Annotated in this window: 18 protein-coding genes, 1 pseudogene and 1 riboswitch; of the genes and pseudogenes, 6 read left to right on the forward strand and 13 right to left on the reverse strand. The window is 59.3% G+C overall.

Features of this window, described 5'->3' with window-relative positions; all coding sequences use genetic code 11:
- Positions 1 to 292 precede the first annotated feature (292 nt).
- A complete protein-coding gene (locus NLY44_RS28500; RefSeq protein ID WP_023806994.1) occupies positions 293 to 1,384 on the forward strand; it encodes a cytochrome-c peroxidase in 1,092 nt (363 codons plus the stop codon).
- Between the two features lie 403 nt (positions 1,385 to 1,787).
- Here the strand turns inward: NLY44_RS28500 and metE are convergent, their stop codons facing one another.
- The 4 genes from metE to glyA form a co-directional block, all read right to left on the reverse strand.
- Positions 1,788 to 4,136, reverse strand: a complete 2,349-nt coding sequence (gene metE / locus NLY44_RS28505; RefSeq protein ID WP_031356299.1) for a 5-methyltetrahydropteroyltriglutamate--homocysteine S-methyltransferase — start codon at positions 4,134 to 4,136, stop codon at positions 1,788 to 1,790.
- 94 nt (positions 4,137 to 4,230) lie between these two features.
- Positions 4,231 to 4,432: riboswitch (cobalamin riboswitch) on the reverse strand.
- Between the two features lie 408 nt (positions 4,433 to 4,840).
- Positions 4,841 to 5,833, reverse strand: coding sequence for an adenosine kinase (locus tag NLY44_RS28510; RefSeq protein WP_286456133.1), 993 nt, complete (start codon positions 5,831 to 5,833; stop codon positions 4,841 to 4,843).
- Positions 5,834 to 5,941: 108 nt separating this feature from the next.
- Complete coding sequence (metK, locus tag NLY44_RS28515) at positions 5,942 to 7,117, reverse strand: methionine adenosyltransferase (protein WP_023806997.1); 1,176 nt, start codon at positions 7,115 to 7,117, stop codon at positions 5,942 to 5,944.
- A gap of 53 nt (positions 7,118 to 7,170) precedes the next feature.
- Positions 7,171 to 8,508 carry a serine hydroxymethyltransferase gene (glyA, locus tag NLY44_RS28520; protein ID WP_023806998.1) on the reverse strand — a complete coding sequence of 446 codons (1,338 nt, stop codon included), beginning with the start codon at positions 8,506 to 8,508 and terminating at the stop codon, positions 7,171 to 7,173.
- A 1,343-nt stretch (positions 8,509 to 9,851) separates the two neighbouring features.
- Between glyA and NLY44_RS28530 the strand changes: the two genes are divergently transcribed.
- Both NLY44_RS28530 and NLY44_RS28535 read left to right on the forward strand, forming a co-directional pair.
- On the forward strand, positions 9,852 to 10,154 hold the full coding sequence (locus tag NLY44_RS28530) for a hypothetical protein (RefSeq protein WP_023778360.1): 303 nt from the start codon (positions 9,852 to 9,854) through the stop codon (positions 10,152 to 10,154).
- The gene (locus NLY44_RS28535) at positions 10,151 to 10,627 is read left to right on the forward strand and encodes a type II toxin-antitoxin system VapC family toxin (RefSeq protein ID WP_023807002.1); all 477 of its coding nucleotides are present in this window, start codon (positions 10,151 to 10,153) and stop codon (positions 10,625 to 10,627) included. Before NLY44_RS28530 ends, NLY44_RS28535 begins: the two co-directional genes overlap by 4 nt.
- Before the next feature lie 801 nt (positions 10,628 to 11,428).
- Here the strand turns inward: NLY44_RS28535 and NLY44_RS28540 are convergent.
- Together NLY44_RS28540 and NLY44_RS28545 are read right to left on the reverse strand one after the other, a co-directional pair.
- On the reverse strand, positions 11,429 to 11,923 hold the full coding sequence (locus tag NLY44_RS28540) for a MaoC family dehydratase (protein WP_031356301.1): 495 nt from the start codon (positions 11,921 to 11,923) through the stop codon (positions 11,429 to 11,431).
- Positions 11,924 to 12,317: 394 nt separating this feature from the next.
- Positions 12,318 to 12,593, reverse strand: coding sequence for a hypothetical protein (locus NLY44_RS28545; RefSeq protein WP_280791081.1), 276 nt, complete (start codon positions 12,591 to 12,593; stop codon positions 12,318 to 12,320).
- Between NLY44_RS28545 and NLY44_RS33260 the strand changes: the two genes are divergently transcribed.
- On the forward strand, positions 12,480 to 13,004 hold the full coding sequence (locus tag NLY44_RS33260; protein ID WP_280791082.1) for a hypothetical protein: 525 nt from the start codon (positions 12,480 to 12,482) through the stop codon (positions 13,002 to 13,004). The two genes, NLY44_RS28545 and NLY44_RS33260, sit on opposite strands and share 114 nt — an antisense overlap.
- 31 nt (positions 13,005 to 13,035) lie before the next feature.
- Here NLY44_RS33260 and NLY44_RS33265 read toward each other — a convergent pair whose 3' ends face one another.
- The 3 genes and pseudogenes from NLY44_RS33265 to NLY44_RS28565 all read right to left on the reverse strand — a co-directional run bounded on the left by NLY44_RS33265 (position 13,036) and on the right by NLY44_RS28565 (position 14,781).
- On the reverse strand, positions 13,036 to 13,323 hold the full coding sequence (locus NLY44_RS33265) for a beta/alpha barrel domain-containing protein (RefSeq protein WP_023822887.1): 288 nt from the start codon (positions 13,321 to 13,323) through the stop codon (positions 13,036 to 13,038).
- 33 nt (positions 13,324 to 13,356) lie between these two features.
- Positions 13,357 to 13,620: pseudogene (locus tag NLY44_RS28560) on the reverse strand (thiazole synthase); the annotation flags it as partial.
- 18 nt (positions 13,621 to 13,638) lie between these two features.
- On the reverse strand, positions 13,639 to 14,781 hold the full coding sequence (locus tag NLY44_RS28565; protein WP_023807005.1) for a porin: 1,143 nt from the start codon (positions 14,779 to 14,781) through the stop codon (positions 13,639 to 13,641).
- A 1,001-nt stretch (positions 14,782 to 15,782) separates the two neighbouring features.
- Here NLY44_RS28565 and hemN point away from each other — a divergent pair.
- The gene (hemN, locus tag NLY44_RS28570) at positions 15,783 to 17,144 is read left to right on the forward strand and encodes an oxygen-independent coproporphyrinogen III oxidase (protein WP_023807006.1); all 1,362 of its coding nucleotides are present in this window, start codon (positions 15,783 to 15,785) and stop codon (positions 17,142 to 17,144) included.
- 379 nt (positions 17,145 to 17,523) lie between these two features.
- Positions 17,524 to 17,703: a 4-fold beta flower protein gene (locus tag NLY44_RS33270; protein ID WP_460221680.1), complete on the forward strand. Its 180-nt coding sequence runs from the start codon at positions 17,524 to 17,526 to the stop codon at positions 17,701 to 17,703.
- 368 nt (positions 17,704 to 18,071) lie between these two features.
- Here the strand turns inward: NLY44_RS33270 and NLY44_RS28575 are convergent, their stop codons facing one another.
- The 4 genes from NLY44_RS28575 to groES form a co-directional block, all read right to left on the reverse strand.
- Positions 18,072 to 18,440: a hypothetical protein gene (locus NLY44_RS28575; RefSeq protein WP_023807007.1), complete on the reverse strand. Its 369-nt coding sequence runs from the start codon at positions 18,438 to 18,440 to the stop codon at positions 18,072 to 18,074.
- Positions 18,441 to 18,467: 27 nt separating this feature from the next.
- Positions 18,468 to 19,046: a hypothetical protein gene (locus NLY44_RS28580; protein WP_155921725.1), complete on the reverse strand. Its 579-nt coding sequence runs from the start codon at positions 19,044 to 19,046 to the stop codon at positions 18,468 to 18,470.
- A gap of 2,007 nt (positions 19,047 to 21,053) precedes the next feature.
- The gene (gene groL / locus NLY44_RS28585; protein ID WP_286456137.1) at positions 21,054 to 22,709 is read right to left on the reverse strand and encodes a chaperonin GroEL; all 1,656 of its coding nucleotides are present in this window, start codon (positions 22,707 to 22,709) and stop codon (positions 21,054 to 21,056) included.
- 63 nt (positions 22,710 to 22,772) lie between these two features.
- On the reverse strand, positions 22,773 to 23,069 hold the full coding sequence (groES, locus tag NLY44_RS28590; RefSeq protein WP_019863563.1) for a co-chaperone GroES: 297 nt from the start codon (positions 23,067 to 23,069) through the stop codon (positions 22,773 to 22,775).
- Between the last annotated feature and the right edge of the window lie 295 nt (positions 23,070 to 23,364).

Here is a 23,364-nt window from a genome sequence, read left to right on the forward strand (position 1 = left end):
CTGCCAGTCTTGCGCATGCTGTGACTTTCTGAACCTTGGCTGGAAGATCGCAGTGACCGAATCTACGAAGCCGCCCTCAGGGCGTGCTTTGGTGGCATACAACTGGTTGCCGAGCAGGGATACTCCTTCTCCCTGAAGCCAATCGAGAAGAGCGATCACTTCCAAGAGGGTCCCAGCTCAGCTGCGAAAACAGGTGCCAGACCCCGATCCTCTCCCTCAACTGATCTAGCTCAGGGCGTTCATGAGCCGCAGATCGCATAGTGGCTGCGTGCACGACGCAGGAAGACCATTTATGAAAATTCTATTCAGTACGATGGCTGTCACCTTGCTGGCACCCACCGCCTTTGCTGCGGATTCGATCCCCACCGACCTCAGAGATACGGCATTGGCCACCTTCACGGCTTTGCCATCCACCACGCCGACAGTCGCCAAGAACCCGATCACCCCGGAAAAGATCGCTCTCGGCAAGGCACTGTTCTTCGATCCACGCGTCTCGGCGTCAGGCGTCTTGTCGTGCAATTCATGCCACAACCTGGCCACCGGCGGCGACGACAATCACGAAACCTCGATTGGCCATGGTTGGCAGAAGGGACAGCGCAACGCGCCGACTGTACTGAACGCTGTCTTCAACATCGCCCAGTTCTGGGATGGTCGTGCCGAAGACCTGAAGGCTCAGGCGAAGGGACCGGTCCAAGCCGGGATCGAAATGGCCAATACACCGGGCCAACTCATCGCCACTCTCAAGTCCATGCCGCAATATGTCGAGTGGTTCGATGCAGCCTTTCCGGCTCAAGCCGATCGGGTCACCTTCGACAACTTCGCCAAGGCGATCGAAGCCTTCCAGGCGACACTGGTCACACCTGCCCCGTTCGACAGCTTCCTGAATGGTGATGAGGTTGCCATGACTTCCGAACAGAAACAGGGCCTGGTGCTTTTCATGGACAAAGGCTGCTCGTCCTGCCATGCCGGCATCAACGTTGGTGGGCAAGCCTATTACCCATTCGGCCTCGTGGAACGGCCCAGCGCCGAAGTCCTGCCGGACAAAGACAAGGGCCGATTTGAGGTCACCAATGCAGCCGACGATTCCTATGTCTTCCGCGTGGCGCCGCTGCGCAACGTTGCACTCACCGCGCCATACTTTCATTCGGGCAAGGTTTGGGATCTGAAACAGGCCGTCGCCATTATGGGGACCACCCAGCTCGGCGTAGTACTGGCGGACGAAGAAGTTGACCTGCTTGTTGCCTTCCTCAACTCGCTGACCGGAGAGGCACCCGACGTCGCCTATCCCATCTTACCCTCAGAAACGGCGACAACGCCCCGGCCTGCAACGCAGATCTCAGGAAAACAAGGGCCAACTGGCTGCGGACGTCGCAATCGAAAATGATTGGCGATTTTTACTTGGCGACACGAATTGCGACGTCCATCTCCGAATTGGCGGGACGCTAGCGATACCCGAACCCTGCCACCTCGCCCGTAGTCTGCGCGATCAACTGGGGGCGGACAGACGCAGCACCATATATTGTCGCTGCCTGAGCGAACGCGCCAAGCAGTCTACTTTGAGAAACGACGCGTGTCCGATTTGTTCGAGGCGCGGGGCCTGTATGTCCCCAAGGAACCGATATTATAGCGTAGTGCCACATTTATATTTCTGCGGGATTAAGACACGTGCCGTAGGGAAATTGCACATTTGCGCCGAGTGGCTCATTTCCAAGAGTGTGCCGGTTTGGCATGTTCACGGCCGACAGGAGCCAGCCGGTAGCTCACCACACGGTGAGGAAGGAGAAGCCTCAGGCCACTTTCTGCCGGAGCGCGCGCGCTGCAGCGACCATGTTCATGAGGGCAGGGCGGACCTCCTCCCATTTGCGTGTTTTGAGGCCACAGTCCGGGTTTACCCACAGTTGGCCGTCGGACAGTCGCTCGCGGGCAAGCATGATTAGGTCCGAAATCTCGCCGACTTCCGGGACGCGTGGTGAGTGAATATCATAGACGCCAGGACCGATTTCGTTCGGATATTTGGAGCTCGTGAAGGCGTCCAACAGTTCCATCTTCGAGCGCGACGTCTCAATCGAAATGACATCCGCATCCATTCCAGCGATCGCGTGAATGATCTCGTTGAACTCCGAATAGCACATGTGGGTATGAATTTGAGTCGCGTCCTTTACACCCGTTGAAGCGATCCGGAAACATTCGACAGCCCAGTCGAGATAGACTTTCCAGTCAGATTGGCGCAGTGGCAATCCTTCGCGAAACGCGGCCTCATCGATCTGGACCATCCTTGCGCCGGATCTTTCGAGATCCGTCACTTCGTCGCGGATGGCGAGCGCGATCTGGCGGCAGGCTTCGGAGCGGGGTACGTCGTCGCGAACAAAAGACCAGTTGAGAATGGTGACTGGGCCTGTGAGCATTCCCTTCACGGGCTTTTCCGTAAGCGACTGGGCGAATTGCCACCAGCGCACTGTCATCGGATTGCGCCTCGATACGTCGCCGAAAATGATGGGGGGACGCACGTAGCGCGACCCATAGCTTTGTACCCAGGCATGCTGGGTGAGCGAGAAGCCGGACAACTGCTCGCCGAAATGCTGTACCATGTCGTTTCGCTCGAACTCACCATGCACCAGCACGTCCAGCCCGATCTCTTCCTGCCAGCGAATTGCAGCCTCGATCTCCTTCTTCAGGAACGTCTCATAGTCGACATAGCTCAGCTGGCCCTTCGCATGAGCGGCCCGCGCCTTGCGTACCTGCGGCGTCTGCGGGAAGGACCCGATGGTCGTCGTCGGGAACGGCGGCAGCCCGAGTGAGCCGGCCTGGACTCTGGAGCGCTCGCCAAAAGCGCTCTCTCGTCGCTTCGCGCTGTCCTCAATGCTAGCGATCCGCCCCTGAACAAGCGGGTCATGGATCCTCGTGGATGTCACGCGCGTGGCGGCAGCCTCGGCAGACGCTTTCAACGCGCCTGCCACCGCATCCCTGCCTTGGGACAGGGCCCGGGCCAGCAAGACCAGCTCGTCGGTCTTCTGGGCCGCGAAGGCGAGCCACGACCTGATGTCCGCGTCGAGTTCCGTCTCCATGCGCAGATCAATCGGCAGATGCAGCATCGAGCAAGAAGGCGCGATCTCGACGCGGTCCAAGGGCCAGCCGGCGACGATCGGTTTGATGCGGTCGAGAATGGCGGGCAGGTTCGCACGCCAGACGTTGCGGCCATCGATCAAGCCAAGCGAGAGCACCAGATCCTTCGGAGCGAGCCGAGCCACCGTTTCCAGCTGCTCGGGAGCGCGCACGAGATCAATATGCAGGCCGGCCAGGGGCAGAGAAATCGCGGTTTCGAGATTGTCTCCCAGCGACCCGAAATACGTAGCCAGCATGATCTTCAGCTCGGGCGCGGCTTTCGACAGCTGGCCATAGGCGAATTCGAACGCAGCTCGTTCGTTCGGGTTCAGATCGAGGACAAGCGCTGGCTCATCGATCTGCACCCAGTCGGCTCCCGACAGCTTCAGCCTCTCCAGAAGCTGCTCGTAAACCGGCAGCAGCCGCGGTAGGAGCGCGATGGGACCGAACCCCTCGGCAGGCGATTTCGCCAGCTTGAGGAAGGTGATGGGTCCAAGGATGACTGGGCGTGTGTGAATGCCGAGAGCTTTAGCCTCGAGGAAGTAATCGACCGGCTTCGATGACGAGAGGGCGAACGTCTGATCATCATCGAGTTCCGGCACAATGTAGTGGTAGTTGGTGTCAAACCACTTGGTCATTTCCATCGCGGTTACACCAGGTCCATGAGCCTCCTCCTGGTAACCAGCGTGTCCACAATCCTCCGTCTGACCCTGGTTGCCGCGCGCCATTGCGAAGTAGATGTCAAGTGGGACCTCGCCGCTATTCCAGCCGTAACGGGATGGAACGGCCCCGACCATGGCTGCGGTGTCGAGCACATGGTCGTAAAGCGAGAAGTCGTTCGACGGGATTTTCGACACGCCGCGATCGCGCTGCTCTTCCCAGCTAGCGGCACGGAGCGCCTTCGACGTCGTGAGAAGGTCGCCAGCGGACGATGTTCCGGACCAGTAGCTTTCAAGCGCGAATTTCAGTTCTCGCCGACGACCGAAGCGCGGCACGCCGAGCGTTGCTACAGGAATTTGCTGAGAGACAGTCATGTCATACCCCGATGATTGGGGCGTCGGTGACAAGGAAGGCGCTAGCAGGCCGGCATCAACGCCGGGTTGCAGCGGCCACCGAGACACCCCGCCCGTGGACGTAATTCGCGTGGCAGGTCTCCTGGCTCGCGGGGTCATAGCCTCTACCCGTCTTCCTGAGGGTATTCGCCTCAGTGACGTGATTGGGGTTGGCTCGCCGCTAACAGTTGCGGGGGCAGCGCCGGCATCGCACCGGCTTCCCTCTTAGCTCCGCTGCGGCAGCGCCGCACGCGAGAACCACGACACGCAGACAATCACAGCAGTGCGCTCTTTTGTCAATGAGGCATAACGAAATGTTTATGTGGTTATGTGATCGCGCTTTTACGCCTTTGTCTAGCATTGTGAAATATTCAGTCTGCTGCCCGCATTCGGCATCGTGGGACGTGATCGCAAGTCAAGTCCGACGGACGCCGCGAGTTCTCCGTTACCTCAGGAACCTTACTGGCCTTCCCCAAGCTGAGCTTCTGGAAAATGCTGGTGACGATCTGGATGACGGTGAATGCCGTCATGGCAAGCACGCCTTGCACCGCTCCTCCAGCGAGCTTCACGGCAGCAGCATGGGTCAGTTCTCCGAAGCGAATGGCTGTCGCTATCAGCGAGCTTTGACACAGTTCCGCCACTGCGGTCATCGCGTCAGTAGGGCGGCTGGTTAGTTGCCGGCGCATCTACAGCAACCCAGCCCCTTCCGCCTCGCGGCGCAAATTCTGCCTTGGCCTTGGGCCGATCTGCTGGATCACCAGGCCGGCCGCCAGCGAGCCAAGGTGGCCGCAGGTCTTGAGGTTGCGGCCCTGCGTGTAGCCATGCAGGAAACCGGCGGCGTAGAGGTCGCCGGCGCCGGTGGTGTCGACCAACTCCTTGATGGCGGTCGCCTCGATGACCACGGTCTCGTCGCCGCGCACGATCACCGAGCCTTTTTCGGAACGGGTGACGGCGGCAATCTTGCAGTCCTTGCGGATCTGAGCCAGCGCCTCGTCGAAGGATTTTGTCTGGTAGAGCGACTTGATCTCGTGGCTGTTGGCAAAGACGATGTCGACAGTGCCCGAGCGCATCAGCTCGAGGAACTCGTCCCGGTAGCGGTCGACGCAGAACGAATCCGACAACGTCATCGACACTTCGCGTCCGGCCTCGTGTGCGAGCTTCGCCGTCTGCCGGATCGCCTCCTTGGCGCGCGGCGGATCCCACAAATAGCCCTCGAAATAGGTAACCTTGGCGCCGGATGCCTTGTCGGCCTCGACATCCTCAGGGCCAAGCTCGACGCAGGCGCCGAGATAGGTGTTCATCGAGCGCTCGCCGTCGGGCGTGACGAAGATCATAGAGCGCGCCGTCGGCGGCTCGCCCTTGAGCGGCCTGGTGTCGAAGGCGACACCCTGTGCATGGATATCGTGCGCATAGATTTCGCCCAGCGCATCGTTGGAGACCTTGCCGAAGAAGGCGGCGCGTCCGCCGAAGCTGGCTACGCCGGCCGCCGTGTTGCCGGCACTGCCGCCGGAGGCCTCGATCGCCGGGCCCATGCGGCTGTAGAGCAGTTCGGCGCGGCGCGTGTCGATCAGGTTCATCGCGCCCTTGATGATGCCGTTGATCTCGAGGAATGCCTCGTCGCACTGGGCGATGATGTCGACAATGGCATTGCCGATGCAAAGCACGTCATAATCCGGCATCAATGTCTCCGCCAAAAAATCCGAGCCGGCTTCTCGCCACGCCTGCCAGGCGCGGGTCTGCCCGGTGGAAATGGGCTTTCCGCTTGCCAATCCGTTCGCCGGCGGCTCTCACGGGGCGGCGAGTCCTGCCTCGCGACGCAATTCGTCCGCCCTGTCTGTCTTCTCCCAGGTGAAATCAGGCTCTTCACGGCCGAAATGGCCATAGGTCGCTGTATTGCGGTATATAGGGCGTAAGAGATCAAGCATCTTGATAATGCCTTTCGGTCTGAGATCGAACAACTCTGGAATGAGGCGCTCGATCCTGCTCTCCTCAACCCTGGCTGTCCCGAACGTGTTGACCATGACGGAAACCGGACTGGCCACGCCGATTGCGTAAGCAAGCTGCACCTCGCACACGTCTGCGAGTCCGCTAGCGACGATGTTCTTTGCGACATAGCGGGCCGCATAGGCAGCTGAGCGGTCAACCTTGGACGGGTCCTTGCCCGAGAAGGCGCCGCCGCCATGACGACCCATCCCGCCATAGGAGTCGACGATGATCTTGCGTCCAGTGAGACCGCAGTCGCCGCGCGGCCCGCCGACTACGAATCGCCCCGTCGGGTTGACCAGAATTCTGATGCCTTCCGTCTCCAGGTTGGTCGGCAGGACAGGCTTTATGATTTCCTCAATGACGCCCTCGCGGACAGTCTCTTGCGAGACCTGCTCGTCATGTTGCGTTGACACGACGATGGTATCCAGGGCGACCGGGCGCAACCCCTCATAGCGCACAGAAACTTGGGATTTCATGTCAGGACGCAACCAGCCAAGCTGTTGTGCCTTCCGGACATACGCCTGCCGTTTCGTCAAGCGATGAGCGAGCTGGATCGGCAAAGGCATCAGGGTATCGGTTTCTCGGCATGCGTAGCCGAACATGAGACCCTGATCTCCCGCTCCCTGCTGGAGGTCTTGCCCTCTTCCCTCGTCAACGCCTTGGCTGATGTCGGGCGACTGCTCGGTGAGGGCATGAACGACGGAGCAACGCCGGCCGTCAAAGCCGACGGCCTCGTCGTCGTACCCAATGTCGAGAATCGTATCACGCGCAATTTGGCTATAATCCACCTGGGCATCGCTGGTAATCTCGCCAGCCAGAACGACTATCCCTGATTTTACCAACGCTTCACAGGCGACGCGCGCCTTGGGATCTGTGCGGAGGATGGCATCGAGGATGGCATCGGAGATGTTGTCAGCCAACTTATCCGGGTGCCCCGCGCCAACCGATTCGGAAGAGAACACGAACTGCCTAGGCATGAATACCTCGCTTCGGATGTTGGATGTGGTATGGGCATTTTGCTTGGCCCACCTTACTTGTCGGAGATGCCCGGGACCTTGAACGCAGCGCACAAGTCGGCAACGTCTCTTCGCACACAGGCATGGAGATCGTCGTCGTCTGGCCGCTGGAGGACGGAGTCAATGAAGCCAGCAATTTGCTCCATTTCCACATCGCGCATGCCCATTGACGTCACTGCTGGCGCCCCCAGGCGAATCCCGCTTGTGACCGCCGGATCCCGCGGGTCGCCAGGAACCATGTTAAAGTTTGTGATGATTCCTGCCTTTGCTAGTCGCTCGGCATAGGCCTTGCCCGAAAGTGGCCGATTGCGAAGATCAAGGATCAGCATGTGATTGTCCGTCCCCCCGGTAACCAGGTCATAACCTCGCTCAAGCAGTGCAACTGCCAGAGCCTTGGCATTCGTAACCGTCTGTTGGCCGTAGCTTCGAAAGGACGGGTTCGCGGCTTCGTGCAAGGCAACCGCTAGCGCAGCGATGGCATTCATGTGAGGCCCGCCTTGCAGGTGAGGGAAGACCGCCCGGTCTATTCGTCTGGCGAGATTGTATTTGCTCTTTGTATGATACAGGGCCTGATAGCGATCTTCGTTCCTTGACAAAATGAAGCCACCGCGGGGACCGCGGATCGACTTATGGGACGTGCTGCTGACCACGTCGCAATCGCCCACGGGATTCGGGTGCGCTCCCGCGGCAATCAGGCCGCTGATGTGCGCAATGTCGGCTACGAGATAGGAGTTCGCTTCCAGGGCGATTTCTGCCATTGCCGCGTAGTCAAAGACACGCGGGTAAGCAGTTCCGCCGACCCAAATGAGACGCGGCCGTTCCCGCTTGGCTGTCTCGCGCAAGCGGTCATAGTCAATCTGCTGTGTCTTTTCATCCAGTCCATAGGGGACGCGTTGATAGTCAGTTCCGGAAAAGTTGATGGCCCAACCATGAGTCAGATGGCCCCCTTCCGGAAGGGGCAAGCCCATGACTTTGTCACCGGGACTCAAAAGCGCACGATAGACAGCCTGGTTGGCCGGCGAGCCGGAATAAGGCTGGACGTTGGCATGCTCGCTGCCAAATAGCGTTTTCAGGCGCTCAATGGCTAGCTTCTCAAGCTCATCAACGATCTCGTTTCCAGCGTAGTAGCGCGCACCGGGGTACCCCTCGGCGTACTTGTTCGTGAAAATCGAGCCGTTCGCTTCCAGCACGGCCGAGGACGCAAAGTTCTCTGAGGCGATGAGCTTGAGGGTCGTCCGCTCCTGCCGCTCCTGTCTCAGAAGCAGCTCGTGAACGCGGCAATCAACCGCGGCCAAGGAAGACCGCCCGTGGGTGTCGGGCTGTGCGATCGTGCCGTTGGCGGAGTTGTCCATGGTAGCGTCGCGCTCCAATTGGATTGACCTATTTCACGATCAAGCACGCGGTCCCCTTCGGCCGCGTGTCTCGTACCGCTTCGAGCCGCTGCAGGTCCTGTTTATGAAAGCCGTCGCGATGGGGCAGGAGATCGACCAATAATTGAACCAGCCCGCCGTCCTTGGATCCTGCTTTGAGATGGTACGAGCGCCACGGACGCTGTTCGTTACAGCAAAGGAAGTCGGCTCTGGCGAGCAGCCGGACGTGTCGCGCAACCCGCTCTCGGCATAGACCCAGAATCTCGGCTAGCTCGCAGACAGTTAGGTCCGCATGCGCACAAAGGCCCAGGATTCGAAGGCGCTCAGAATGCGCTGCCATGCGTAGGCGACTGACCAGTGTCATCATGGGTCAGGACCAACTCCTACCGAATTTCTCATTCGCGTTCTCCACAGAAGTCGCAGCTTTTGAAGGTTGTCCAACGACCGGACAAATCTCGGTGGCTGTGGCGACTGCCGATATCGCCCTGTCGAACAACAAAGCGCGCTCTTTTGCCTTTAGCCGAAATTGCAATCAGTTCGGCGAGTCGAAGATAAGCGGGGCCACGGTTTGGAACCACTGACCTCAGACGTTGCAATAAGCCTACCATTCATACCGAGCCGGAGTTGCTAAGAGTCTGTGAATTTCCTTGAAGGATCTGTTGCAACGTTTGCCCAGCCTGGCCTGCTCCTGGTTTGCAGCGGTCATGGTCAGGCGATCCATCGCCTATGCGAGCACGATCAGGAATTTGCCCTGCATCGCATCGCTGATCAGCTCCTGAAGGCCGGGACGCAACAGCGACGCGCCGCAGATCGCGCTCGACTGTCCAGCCTTGCTTTTCAGCACGCAAGCAGCAGAGCGGCAACTGATCCTCGATCGAGGCGTCTCGGGATATCAGTTGAGTAGCGAGCGCCAAGCGCGACCTTCATGAGGCGGCCCCTTACTCCGGGACGCGATCTCGCGTTTGGCTATCCGTTTCGGCTTGAACGAAATCCGGTGCGGCCTGTCGCGCCAGCAGCCGGACCAGATTGACGAAGCGTCGGCCGGGCTTCGGCGACCAGGCACAGCCGATTCGCGGGCCGCGCACGGCGACCACACGAAGCTTTTTGGCTGTTGCACTTTCCATCGCGCTATGACCGCGTTCCTGTCCTGACGTCAAATACTCCGTTTCGCGACAATGATGCCTGTCACAGTGCTTCGACAAGATGGAAATTCTCTGTGATCAATAACGCGCGTCGCGCAGGAGCCAGTACTCGACCGATGACGGGGCACCTTGTGCTCCGAAGAAGCCATGGCTATATATCCGGATAGAGAACGGAGGCACGCGATGGGCAACACTGCACAGAAGAGAGCCATCGAGAATTATCGGTCTCGCCTGGCTGAGCGCGGCATCGCGCGGTTCGAGATCCTGGCCTTCGACGCAGACCGCGATCTACTGCGAACTCTTGCCCGAAAATTAACGGAGAGCGGGCCGGATGCCCGACAGCTTCGTCGGACCATACAGCAAGCCGTGGCGGGTGAGCCACCGAAAGCGGGCAGCATTCTCGCCGCGTTGCGTCGCTCGCCTCTGGTTGGCTCCAATCTCGACCTCAGCCGGCCGCGCGAAGAGGGGCGCAAGATCGACCTGTGACGCGCTACCTTCTTGATACCAATATCATCAGCAATGTCATAAAGCCGGAGCCTTCGGGCTCGTTGCTGGCCTGGATGGGCGCGCAGAAGGACGAAGACCTCTTCATTGCTTCGCTTACTGTCGCCGAAATTCGCCGAGGCATCCTAGAGAAGCCGAAGGGGAAAAAGCGCAGCAGCCTTGAAACTTGGTTCGAGGGCTCCGAAGGCCCGCAAGCGCTGTTCGCTGGCCGCGTGCTGTCGTTCGACGAGAAAGCTGGCCTCGTGTGGGCGCGGCTGATAGCCAACGGCAAAGCCAGAGGCCGTTCGCGGAGCGCCCTAGACACAATCATTGCCGCTGTAGCCGAAGTCAACGAGTGTGTCGTAGTGACCGACAATGAAAAGGACTTCGAGGACGTTCAGGTAATCAACCCGCTCCGTAGCTCTGGAAGCCAAGCGGGTGATGATAGCTCCAACGGTCCGGCCGATTCAATTTGAGGATTTCAGCGGCACGGAGTCCGAACGTCTCGTTCGCCTACCTTTAGCGATGGCTGGATTGATCTTGCTTAGTTCGGCCAGGGACGTCTTTTACAGTTCCGCTGAATAGCATCCCGGTTCATCTAGTCAGCTCAACCTACTAACAGTTCGCACGCACGAGCGCCGCGGACAAGGCGCGATCGCAGGGACTGCGATTCGCGTGTCGAGCTCGTCCATCTTACACTCGATCTCGCCTTCGAAGGCCTCTCGCCAAACGCCGCTGTAGTCGATCCCGCGTGCGGCTCGGGGGGCCTTCTCATCGAGGCTTTCTCGCGGCTGGTCTGGCGCGCTACCAATGGCAAGTTCGCCCGCCGGGAACTTGTCGGTCTGTACTCCCAGCTCTGGGCGTCCACATCAACTGCGGAGCTCTTGCCATAGCCGTGTTCTGCCGTTAGCTGGCAGCTCTCGAGCTCGACGAGCAGCCGATCAGCGACACCCGCGACCTCAAGTTCGACCCGGTTGACTCGATAACACCCTATTGGCAGTTTCAGTCCGGGAGGATCTGCCCACTCCAATCACAAGCCGATCTTTCGACCCCGTGGTTGGGAATTCTCCATGAACCTTCGTGAAGAAGGAATGCAGCGTCGAAAGCCGCAGCGCTTCCGATACATCGACCCCTCTTCCGAGACGGAGCCCCGATTAGGCATTCCTGCCACTCTATTTAGCCGACCCCCGTGGCCCCGCGTTGCCGATCGGGGCGCACTGGTCGCCTACATCGCCCCGGCACGTGAAGATCGTCTCTGCTGACGCTCGTTGAGCAATTCAGGCCGCCTCCGGCTGGCGTTTGATCAGCGTCAGCGTCAACCAGCGCGCGGTCAGCGCCGGCTTTTTCGAGCCCTCGATCTCAATCGTCACGCCCAGCGCCGTCTGCACCCAGCCCGACGGCCTGACCTTGACGTCGGCCAGTACGAAACGGGTGCGGATGCGAGATCCGGTTTTCACCGGCGTCAGGAAGCGCAGCGATTCGAAGCCATAGTTGACACCCATCTTGCAGTTTTCGAGCGGCCGCATGGTCTCGAAAGTCATCGCCGACAAAAGCGAAAGCGACAGGAAGCCATGTGCGATGGTGCCGCCGAACGGCGTCTCGCGCTTGGCGCGCTCCGGATCGCAGTGGATGAACTGGTGGTCATCGGTGGCCTCGGCGAACTGGTCGATCATCCGCTGCGAGACCACCCGCCACGGCGACACGCCGACTTCCTTGCCGACGCTGGCCAGAAGCTCGTCGAGACTGATCGGTTCCAAGCTAATGTCCTCCATTTCAACCGTCCGAAGCGCGAGCGGCTTCATTCCGAACAGTGTCAGCCCATGCTGCACCGACTGCCGGCCATCCATCGGCAGGATGGCGCCGGTGAGATGACTGCCGTCACGGCTGCACAAATAGAACGTTCCGCCGGCAATCTCATTCGGCGCACGATGCAGCCGATCCGAACATGGCCGCAGACGGGCTGGCTTGTACCTCGGTCGCGGTGCGCGTCCTACAGGCCACCGAAAGCAGCTCGTCTTGCTACCGGTGAACATTCCGCCGGCGCCGCTATGCGGTATTGTCGCAGATTGATAAAATCAATTGTCTGGATAGGAACCATCCGTGTTTCGAATTTGGAGGAGTCCAGCAGACGGGATGGCTTGTGGTCCTTGTTGAACCGCGCCGGCCTCATTCACCAGTAGCACTGAGCCGGCAAGAAGCCCAGGTCAATGACATTGGGTGTCGACTCGGCAAAGCGGCATCAGATGCTACTTCATGATGCGGGATGGCGCTTGCTTCAAGAACCGCTCGGCCTGACGTGGAAGCCAGCACCGGATCTGGATTGTCGGTATGCGCGGATATCGCGCAGCACAGCGGCAACCACAGCGACGATCGGATCTCAGCCGTTGCGAGCATGCCGATCTTGGTGGCGGCCACTCTGTTAGGCTGAAGCGTAGCGCGCATCTGATCCGCCACCGGACGGGGTTGCGTAACTTGGATTTCCAGGCGTGTTCATGGGTTTGCACCGTCAGCGCGCTGACAGCAAGGCAGGTGCGCACGCCACTGGAAGCGATCGTCTCGATCTCGCGGGCAATTCCAGCCCCACCGCTGGAGTCTGACCCGACAGCAACGAGCACATGCGGTTCTCGCCTCAGCGCCACTGCTCTGTCTTTCGATCCATTCTCGCGTGCGCGCTTCTGGGGCGTCGTTCAGCGCAAAGTCGGTGACCACGGCTGCGCTTTCCGCGCCAGCCTCGAAAACGCCTTCGAGACGGTCAGGTTGATGCCGCCGATGGAGACCAATGGGATCGGCGCGACCTGGTGCTTCCACTCGCTGATGCGCTCGAGTCCTTGCGACGCCCATTCATCTTCTTGAGGCTAGTTGGATAGCCTGGGCCGAGCGCCACTTACTCCGGCTCGGCCACTGGCGCCGTTTCCAGTTCGGTGCGATCGTGGATCGACAGGCCGAGCTTCAATCCGACGTATTTCATCGTCAGCATCGGCGGCAGCCAAATCCCTTTGACCAAGATGGACGAAGTCGCAGCCTTCCTCGATTGCCGTGCGCCAATGTCGTTGACGCTCACTTGGCAACCATGGACCGCGCAGGCGTCGTTCGCGCGGCGGATTTCCGTCTGCAGTCCTTTCTCGTCCATATCCTTTATCCGGAGCTGCACCAGACTGACGCCGAGCGGCACCAGCCGGTCAATCCAGCCCGCACGTCCACGACTTCATGAGAAGACGGCCCTGCCGATCGTCGGTGGGTAGCGCGGTTCGAGCATTCCCGAGCTGAAAGCCTCACGGCCGACATCGACCGCTTTGCCGAACGCACGCGCCACGCCGACCGGATCGGCCGCCCTCGGGACCGCCGTGTTCAGGAGCACGGCGTCAAACCCGAGCTCCATGACGGTCGCCGCGTACGACGGCCGTCCGAGCCGTGCATCCACAATCAACGGAATGTATGGGGAATGTCCGTGCATCAACTGGACCTCGGAGCTCAACGCTTCATCGCATTAGAATGAGCGTTCGAAACGCAGGATACCGCCGACACTGCTCTTCTTGTTGGCATTGGGCCAGTTCACTTCGGAAGCTTTCACCTTTCCGACGGCGGAGCCTCCGTAGCGATCATAGTCGAGTTCAGCCGTAACTGTGAAATCTGGAAGGAACGCATAGGCGACGTTCGCAGCGACACCATAGTTCTTGAGCTGATCACCCGAGAGCTGAAGGTTGAACGAAGCTGACTCGGTGAGCTCGTAAGCGGCGCCAGCCCAGAAAGCCCAGTTCCCGCCCCAAGGTTTATAGAAACCGCGACCATGAGCGTCTACCGAATTCGTCGAGCCGTAGTTGAGCTGGCCATGGGAACCGTAGCCGAACATTCCGGATAGCAACAGTTCGTTGGTGACATTGATGTCGACACGGACCTTGGCGGCCACCGATTCGTAGTTGCTATCATGAGCTGCAACGCCGGTGATCGCTCCCCAGCCATGTGCGTATTTCAAGCCGCCTACCATGTGGGGAGCGTAGCTGTCGATTGTGCCGACCACGTCCGAGCCTTGTTCCAGCGAAACCACGGCCGAAAAGCCGTTCCCTGCGTCCAAGTAGTACTGAACCACATTGGTATCGAAAGCGCCGTACGGAGCCGGCGTCTGGTTCAGTACATCACCCGCGCAGCCAATAAACATGTCGAAAGCCGACCGGTCCTTACCAACTCGCAGGCCACCAAGCTGAATCCAGGCGACAGTCAGGCTGCTGCCTCCGTTCAAGGCATAGGACCGAGAACTGTCCGAAACCGATGTCTGGTGGCTGCCGAAGTTCACGCGGGTTTCGGTGTAGGTCTTCAACGTCCCGCGTTCGGTCTCCTGGCCGGTCCAGGTTTTTAATGTGAAGCGTGTGTTGTTTTGCCACGCGCTCTGATGCTCACCAGTCCTCACATCCGAGGTTCTTGAGTGGTCAAACAATCCGACGTTGTAACGGACAGAGCCGCCGATTCGCAGGCAGGTCTCGGTGCCTGAAATGTAGACGTAGCCCGAGCCGTAGACGTCGCAGATCTTGACGTACTCAGTCGGGTCAGGCTCGGCGGCGGTGGTGACGGCGCCAGCGTTGGAAACGGCAACCAGTGCCGCAGTTGAGCCGAGGAGGAGGCTCCTAATGGTCATTGTTGATCTCCGCTTTAATAATAAGGTGATAGACGCGAGTGATTTGGTGAGCAACTTTGAAACGCGCGCAGTTTTGCTGCGCCGTCAGCTAGCCTGAAGGAAGATCTAAAATGTACTCTGGTCATTGTTGTCAAATATTTGGTTTTAGCTGCCGAAAACATAATTACGTATGCAAAATTTTGTACAATCATCACAGTCAACTCAGCTGGTAGAGGTAGGCGTCACAAAGGGTCCTTGCATTCGACCGCAAATGACGTGCCAGCCTAACGACCAGCTGCGGCTTGAAGCTCAATTGTGCGGGCGGACCTTGGTTCGCACTTCCTTGTTTTTGCCTTGCGGATCCACCCAAGCACGAACTTCAAGCGTTTCGGCTACAGTTCGACTGTTCGCTTTGCGACAGTTTCGTTCAATGGGGACAGCATTGTTTGTGGTGAGCCCGACGTTGAGGCATCATGCGGCGGCACCGCTCGCCACGATGCCGTCATGTCGGCGAGCTGATGGTCGACAACTACGCGCTGCAGCCTTGCACCAAAGCTAGTAGGGCGCCTGCCTTGGCATTGCGGCGGACCGGACTGTCGCGTCGAGCAGGTTCTCGTCCTAAAGCGGCGCGCCACAGCTAATGCATCTTGCCAGCAATTCAAACAACGAGCTCATCGACATGGCAGAGTTCACTAAGGGGCCGGCACTATCTGGCGAGCAAAATCTGGTCCCAAGCCCGTATGTCTCGCCCATCGCGGCAGCTGCGCTCAGCAGAATTTCCGAGGCGCAGGTGAAGGGAAGGGATGGGATAGTCGAACAAAAGGGGCGTGTGAGGGTCTGACGGATCACCATCATCAGTCGGTGACCAGGTGCTCAGACCATCGCTGTCCAGCCTAAGACTGAACGGCGCCCATTGCTAAAAAGATCTAGATTCGAGCCCAAACGGAACGGACTGACATAGCGCAAGGACCCAGGAGGGCGCGGTGGGTAGGGTTAGTTGTTATCAGTATGGGATTGTGCCCTTGCAGACCACGAAATATCGAGAGGCCCGGCTGCCTTGGTACACCATCTATCCCACTGTGTCGGAGTTCTCTGCGGGGGTCGGGGCCGAGGCTTATCAGGAATGGCTCGGGAACTTGCAGGCTGATGATCCGGTGTCACTCTATGTGCACGTTCCGTTCTGCCGATCAGCGTGCTGGTATTGCGGCTTCCCCACCACCATCACCCGCCATGATGCGCCCATCCTCAACTATTTGGCGGCGCTGCGTGACGAGATCCGTCTGGTTTCGGAGCGAGTGCCGCAGAGGCTGCCCGTGAGCGACATACATTTCGGCGGCGGAACGCCGTCTCTCATCGGACCCGCCGAGTTCCTCGCTTTGATGGAGTTCCTGCGACGCCGCTTCGCCATCTCGAAAACAGCTACGGTCGCCATCGAGATCGATCCACGCACGCTCACGCCCGAGATGGCGGAAGGCTTGGGAGCGGCCGGCGTGAACCGCGCGAGCTTGGGCGTACAGAGCTTCGATCCCATTGTTCAAAAAGCGATCAACCGAATCCAGAGCGAGGCCCAGACGTCGGCTGCCGTGGAAATGCTGCGCTGCCATGGAGTAAACCGGATCAACTTCGACCTCATCTACGGCCTGCCGCGTCAAACGGTGGAGTCGTGCGTCGAAACAGTGAGGGCGGCGGTCGCCATGCGCCCCGACCGGCTTGCCTTGTTCGGCTACTCGCATATCCCATCCCAAATAAAGAACCAGCGCTTCATCGAGGCGGAATTTCTTCCCCACAGCGCTGCCCGCGCTGAACAGCATGCGGCTGTCGCCGTGACGCTGGTTGCCGCCGGCTACCGAGAGATTGGGCTCGACCATTTCGCCTTGCCGCACGACGAGCTCGCGCTGGCACAGGAAACAGGTCGCCTGCGACGTAACTCGTTGGGCTACTCTGCCGATACCTGCAGAACCCTGATCGGTTTCGGCGCGTCGGCTATCGGCCGCATCGGCCAGGGATACGTGCAAAACGAAGTTACACGGGATTTCTACATCCGGCACATCGCAGCTGGCCGACTGGCGACATCGAAGGGCCATCGCCTCACAGACGACGACCGCGTGCGAGCCGCAATCATCGAGCGATTAATGTGCGATTTCGAGGCTGACGTGCCGGCAATCTGTGTCGCCCACGGATCTGATCCGATCCGTCTTCGCGGTTCAGATGAGCGTTTGGCGATGCTGGCCAAGGACGGAATAGTGGACCTCGAAAACGGTTTTGTCCGCGTACGGCGGGAGCATCGCTTTGCGATACGCGCTGTCGCTGCCGCCTTCGATGCTTTTCTCGACCGGGTTGCCCCGCGAGCCATGCAACGACAACCCGAATGGGCGCAACCATAGGACAGAAATCAGGAAAACCAGTTGGTCCCAATGTGCCGCAGGCGCCGCAGATCGACGCGATCGACACCCTGCCGGTCACCGACAGTTGGAGGAAGCTTCGGTGGAGTTGCGGCGCCGCTTGAGTGCCAGTCGAAGCTCGGCCGAAAGGACCGGAAGGAGGACGGGTAAGATGACGTACGAACCTACCGTCACCGCTTTGGGTAGCCAAAGCCGAAATGCATTAGCCGGACCAGGGTAAGGATCGGCGAGTCATGGCAGTAGCTTCTGGCGTGACCTATTTAAATCCGATCAGGCGGGAGCGCCGTGGTCGCGCGTTCCTTGGAAGCAGATTGTGTAAAAGAAGCGCAAGCGAGACGTTGATCGACCCCGGACATCCGCCGTGGTCGTCAGCGACGGCATATACCTATACTCTGGATTGCCGGTCGCTTGGATTGATGAAGAACACCTTTGGAGTTACAGCGCTCGTTGGCTTGGCTGGGTTCAAGACGGTGTTATCTACAATCGTCGTGGGCACGTCGCCTTCTTTACCGAAGGCGCGCAGGGTGGCCCGGCAAACTAGCGAAGCGAGCTCGACCAGCTACATCTGCACGACAAGCTCGTCCGGCACGATCCGCCAGAGGATCCAAGCCAGCCCGGCCCGCACGATCCTTGTTTTGGTCTCATCTCTCGGTGGAGAGACACTTTCATCAATAACTTGCCTGCATTAACGTCCATTGGCGCCGTTTGGGCCATTTTTGCTCCGGCCTCCTTACAAGGCGGGGACGGCGAGCCCGCCAACGAGCAAGAGAAAACTGCCCAGCATGGTGGCGTGCGACGGCAAGGTCACACGGCATGAATAGCTAAGTCACCGGCCGCGGAATAGGACGCCTGAAACGGCAAAAAGGCCGATGACCTGAGCCATCGGGCCTATGAATGCCGACTTAGAAGCTAAGCATGGAGCGGTACAACTAAGGGGGTTTTCAAAGGGCGACTTTCTATCCCGCCAAGAAAGACCTGATATGTATTGGTGTGGTTTTCGCTCGGGGCACCGCATAGTTTTACCAATGCTAGTTCGCGCGCTGCCTTTCTGACGGACGGCGGACACTTATCCGAGACCCACTCGCCAACTCGCTCGACATTGTATTCTTCCAGCCACGAAGCGTCTGCCCACTTTTGTAGAAACAGCTCAAGAGCTTTAACAAAAGCTGGAGCGTCGCGCGTAGCCGAATCCAAAAGCGTCTCGCGTTCAGACGGCTTGAAAGAGCCAAACAAATACATCAGGTCGAGGTAGTCTGCAGTAGCGATATTCAGAGCCATTTTTCTCCCCGATTCATCTCAGCCAGATCATTGAAAAGGATCATCGAAACGAACTTCATCATCGATGAATTCGATGAACAATTGATGTATGGCTCGGCCTTGTTCGGCGCTCGGTTGGATATCTCTGCAATATCGACCGGAGCCGCAATTGACGAACCAATGCAGCTTTTCTGCCTCCACGTCAAGAAACAGCTCGCCAGCAATCCTGGCGCTGCCTTCGCCGACGAGCGTGGGGTGTCCAAGTTTCTTCTCGTCGGCGGGATGGCTGGGGAAGCCTCGCCGCCGCGGATAGCCGTACTTCAACTTTGACGCCCCCGAACCGACACCGAGGTCGAACACCAGTTCTTCGAACGCCAAAAAGACTTCACCGATACCGTTCATGGCCCAAATCAACGATGAGCACTGGGAAACGTTCCAGAACAACCCATCTTGGGCCAAAATGCGGTAGCTGCGCAATTTGGCGCCAACATCCTCGGTCAATCGAACCAGGGATTTCGGCTTCACGTCAATTTCCCAGTCGCGGACCTCCTTTGGCACTCGACATGCGCCGTAGCGTTCATCAAGGTCCGAAAGCGCCGGCACAGCTGTATGTTGGGTTCCGCTCATCCGAGTCGTGTAGCTGAGAATATTCTGTCAAACAACTACGGCAATGCCCAATTCGCCAAATAGCCTCGCAATATCAAAGACCGTGTTTGTGTGTGCCATTTTCAATGACAGCATTCGGCTCCGGTTCCTCTTGGGGGGCATTTCGCTTCATTCATCATTGAAGTGAAGATCCTCAAGTCGCCGGGCGCTTTTGGATTTGAGAAGATCAAAGGGAGAGTCCCGCCCGGTATAGCTGGACTCATCATGGCTCGCCTAGCGTGATCACCCACACAAAAGCCGTTCTACCTGACGCTGATCTTGCGATGGTTGCTGCTGCGGCCGCCGCTTTGGGTGGCAGCCGCCGCGAGAGCGCCTAATTGTGCCGAGCTCATTTTCATGCGGCTCGCAAAAATGCGCCGATGGTCTTGGCAGTCTCGCTGGGTCACGCCAATCCCTGACCTTCGCCTGCCTCAGAGCCGCAACGGTCCCCGGCACAGCTTGTTTGTCGTGTTCCATCAGCGGGCGTTTGATTTCCTCACAAACCCTTGCTGCGCCGCGGGCTAATGATGGTGGTTTTGCGGTTTCGTTGTAGCCAGATGACCAACCGCCACCTCGCCTGTACCTGCGGCCCCGCGGCAGGTGCAGAAGCTCTGGCCTCTTTTCGGCAACGATCGCCCAGCGGCCAGGATGGTTGTTCGCGCCGTTCGCAGCCGGGGATGCCCATGATTTGCGAGAACCCGCCGTGCCACAGCGCCACCACCGGGGATCCACCGCCACCGCCGCCAGTTAACCCCCAGCGACGACCCGAAGATCCGCCGCCGCCTGCCGAGTTGACTTGCAGTGATGGCGTGTAGAAGGTCGTTCTCAATCTTGTCGATGATCTTGTCAGAGCGCTCTCCGCCATCTTGGCGAAGTCCTGCCAGTCCAGGCTTGCCGAGATCAAGCGCGCCGCGGGATCGTCAAAGACGCCCTTGAGCCTTCGATAACAGCACGAGCCGCACCTTGCACGTCACCATGATCGGAGAGCCTTGCCCGCTCGTCGGCGTAGGCCTTGGTACCCGGCGTGCATCGACGCTAATCGTGACCGGCGACACGGGACTGACAATCGATGCAAGTGGCGGCTATTGATGCCGCCCATTCTCGCGAGCCCGGATGACAACGCGTACCCTGCTGCAACGCAATCGGATAGCGCAGCCGTGCGCTCACGGTTGATAGCCGCAGGCTTAGCGGCCATCCACGCCATCCGCTTGCTGAGGCGGAGCACCAGCCGACGCAGGCTGCTCGGCATGGGATGTAGTCGGATCTCCGCAGTAGAGTACCGCTTGTCGTGAAACATGAATCATACCTCCGAAACCCGAACCAGCAGGTCGATGCCCAGATGCTCGCCCCGAGAGGAGACTCATCAAGGCGGGACGCAAGCGTTGCCGCAAGCGGGAGGCGGACATTCAGGTAACAGCGCCCCCCAGCTGATCAGCAGCGCCCTTTGCGATCATTGAATGCGAAGGAGATTGTCTTGGATATTGAAGGACGGCATGACGCGGCACAAGCGCTATATCGGCAAGCCTGGGAATAGATGTGGCCACCACAATCTGGACCTGTCGCTTGCGCTTGACGGGAAGTCCGAACGAAATGAGTTGGCACAACCGCTATGACATCGCGGGGGAACTCTGCGACGGCATTAGACCTATGGACGCAACACAGCAGGTTTCCATTGATAATGATGAGAGTGGCATCTGCCCCCCTTGTACCATTCGACGTCCATAGGGACGAAGAAATCGAACAGGCCGACAGACGGAGCGCTGCAGCAGCGACAATTCAGCCGCGATGTGCCCGCAATGGCGCGGTCAACACGCTCCTCGTACAGTACGTCAGGACCGGTGCGGCCAAAATTCAGCACACCAGGTTTTGGTGCGCAAGGCTCGAACGAGATCCTCGGGACTGCACCTCCAAGCTGTCGATCATGCTCGGCACACAAGGACAGGGCGGCATTGCTGCCGCCCTGTCCGCTGTAAGTTGATAGGGGCTGGATTAAAAATCCATACCGCCCATCCCGCCCATGCCGCCGCCGGGCATACCACCAGGCATGCCGCCGCCGGCCGACTCCTTCTTCGGAGCCTCCGCGATCATGGCTTCGGTGGTGACGAGCAGGCCGGCGACCGAAGCCGCGTCCTGGAGAGCGGTACGAACGACCTTGACCGGGTCGACGATGCCCATGGCGATCATGTCGCCATACTCGCCGGTCTGGGCGTTGTAGCCGTAGGTCGCGCCCTTGTTGTCGAGGATCTTGCCGGCGACGATCGAAGCTTCAGCACCTGCGTTCGAAGCGATCTGACGGGCCGGAGCCTGCAGTGCACGACGAACGATGTTGATGCCGGCAGCCTGGTCGGCATTGACGCCGGTGACCTTGATGTTGGCCGAAGCGCGCAGCAGTGCGACGCCGCCGCCTGCAACGATGCCTTCTTCCACGGCCGCGCGGGTCGCGTTGAGGGCGTCATCGACGCGGTCCTTCTTTTCCTTGACTTCGACTTCCGTCGCGCCGCCGACACGGATCACCGCAACGCCGCCGGCGAGCTTCGCCAGACGTTCCTGCAGCTTCTCCTTGTCGTAGTCCGACGTGGTCTCTTCGATCTGCTGCTTGATCTGGGCAACGCGGCCCTGGATCTCGTCCTTCTTGCCGGCGCCGTCGACGATGGTGGTGTTCTCCTTGGAGATCGACACCTTCTTGGCGCGGCCGAGCATGTTGAGGCCGACATTCTCGAGCTTGATGCCGAGGTCTTCCGAGATGACCTGGCCACCGGTGAGGATGGCGATGTCTTCCAGCATGGCCTTGCGGCGATCACCGAAGCCCGGCGCCTTGACGGCGGCGATCTTCAGGCCGCCGCGCAGCTTGTTGACGACCAGCGTGGCCAGAGCCTCGCCTTCGACGTCTTCCGAGATGATGAGCAGCGGCTTGGAGGTCTGCACGACGGCTTCGAGAACCGGCAGCATGGCCTGGAGGTTGGACAGCTTCTTCTCGTGCAGGAGGATGTAGACGTCCTCGAGCTCGGCAACCATCTTGTCGGCGTTGGTGACGAAGTAGGGCGAGAGATAGCCGCGGTCGAACTGCATGCCTTCGACGACTTCCAGCTCGGTCTCGGCGGTCTTGGCTTCTTCAACCGTGATGACGCCTTCATTGCCGACCTTCTGCATCGCTTCGGCGATCATCTTGCCGACCGACTCGTCGCCATTGCCGGCGATCGTGCCGACCTGGGCAACTTCCTCGGAGGTCTTGATCTTCTTGGCAGCGTTGCCGAGAGCCGCGACGACTTCGGTCACGGCCAGGTCGATGCCGCGCTTCAGGTCCATCGGGTTCATGCCGGCGGCAACCGCCTTGTTACCTTCCTGGACGATCGACTGCGCCAGGACGGTCGCGGTCGTGGTGCCATCACCGGCGATGTCGTTGGTCTTCGAAGCAACTTCGCGGATCATCTGCGCGCCCATGTTTTCGAACTTGTCGGAAAGTTCGATTTCCTTGGCGACGGTGACGCCGTCCTTGGTGATGCGCGGTGCGCCGAACGACTTGTCGATGACGACGTTGCGGCCCTTGGGGCCGAGCGTGACCTTCACTGCGTCGGCGAGGATGTTGATGCCGTGAAGCATGCGCTCACGGGCATCGCGGGAGAATTTTACGTCTTTGGCAGCCATTTTTTAGCTCCTGGCAGGGGCTTGCGATCAAGCCCGAAATTCAGTTGACGGTAAGGCCGATAATCAGCCGATGATGCCCATAATGTCGGATTCCTTCATGATCAGAAGGTCTTCGCCATTGAGCTTGACTTCGGTGCCCGACCACTTGCCGAACAGGATGCGGTCGCCGGCCTTGACGTCCAGCGGGACCAGCTTGCCGGCTTCGTCGCGCGCACCTGAACCGACGGCGATGATCTCCCCTTCCTGCGGCTTTTCCTTTGCCGTATCCGGGATGATGATCCCGCCGGCGGTCTTGGATTCGGATTCGACCCGGCGTACGACCACGCGGTCATGCAGCGGCCGGAAATTCGACTTTGCCATTTTTGGATTTCCTTGGTGCGGATGTTGAACGGTGCTCCGTTGCTGGAGCATGCCTAGCACTCAGCCGAAGCGAGTGCTAACGCGGCAATGAGATAAGCCGCAGGCTCCTGCTAGTCAAGACGGAAGAGCAAAGAGCAAAGAGAAAAGAGAAGACAGCAAAGAGCAGCCAGAAAAGAGGGTGTAAGCATCGAGCCTTTTATGTGAACAATGTCGGGTATCCGACATATATGGGGCGGCTCACCCTTTGTAATTGAGTTTTATTCAGATGGTACGGTTGGTGCAACGGGTGTTGCAT

This window comes from Mesorhizobium sp. C089B (assembly GCF_030323125.1).
GTDB lineage: Bacteria > Pseudomonadota > Alphaproteobacteria > Rhizobiales > Rhizobiaceae > Mesorhizobium.